The 432-nt window shown below is 40.5% G+C and carries 1 protein-coding gene; it reads left to right on the plus strand.

Annotated elements, in window-relative coordinates; all coding sequences use genetic code 11:
• Positions 1–432, plus strand: a 432-nt coding sequence (locus tag NJT12_RS24895) for a hypothetical protein (RefSeq protein WP_271338805.1), incomplete at both ends; no start/stop codon positions are given.

A 432-nucleotide genomic window follows, 5' to 3' on the forward strand; every position in this document is an offset into this window, starting at 1 on the left:
CAATGTAGTGATGCGACAGGATTAACAACAGCTCAGGCTCTGAATCCTGTAGCAACTGATAATTGCTCAACAGTTACCTTAACTAAAACAACAGGAACTTTTGTAGCTTCTGCTACTTGTGCAAATGCAGGAACCTATACCAATACATGGATTGCAAAAGATGTATGTTTGAATACTTCTACAATATTTACTCAGGTAATCACCATTCAGGATACTACAGCTCCAACATGGACAACTGCTCCAACAGCCCTTAACAAAACTCTGCAATGTAGTGATACTGCCGGATTGACAACAGCACAAAACCAAGCGCCGGTTGCAACCGATAATTGTAATGGAACGGTAACTTATACTAAAACTACAGGAACTTTTGTAGCAGGAACTTGTGCCAATGCAGGAACGTATACCAATACATGGATTGCCAAAGATGTGTGT

It is taken from the genome of Flavobacterium azizsancarii (assembly GCF_027980145.1).
Lineage (GTDB): Bacteria > Bacteroidota > Bacteroidia > Flavobacteriales > Flavobacteriaceae > Flavobacterium > Flavobacterium azizsancarii.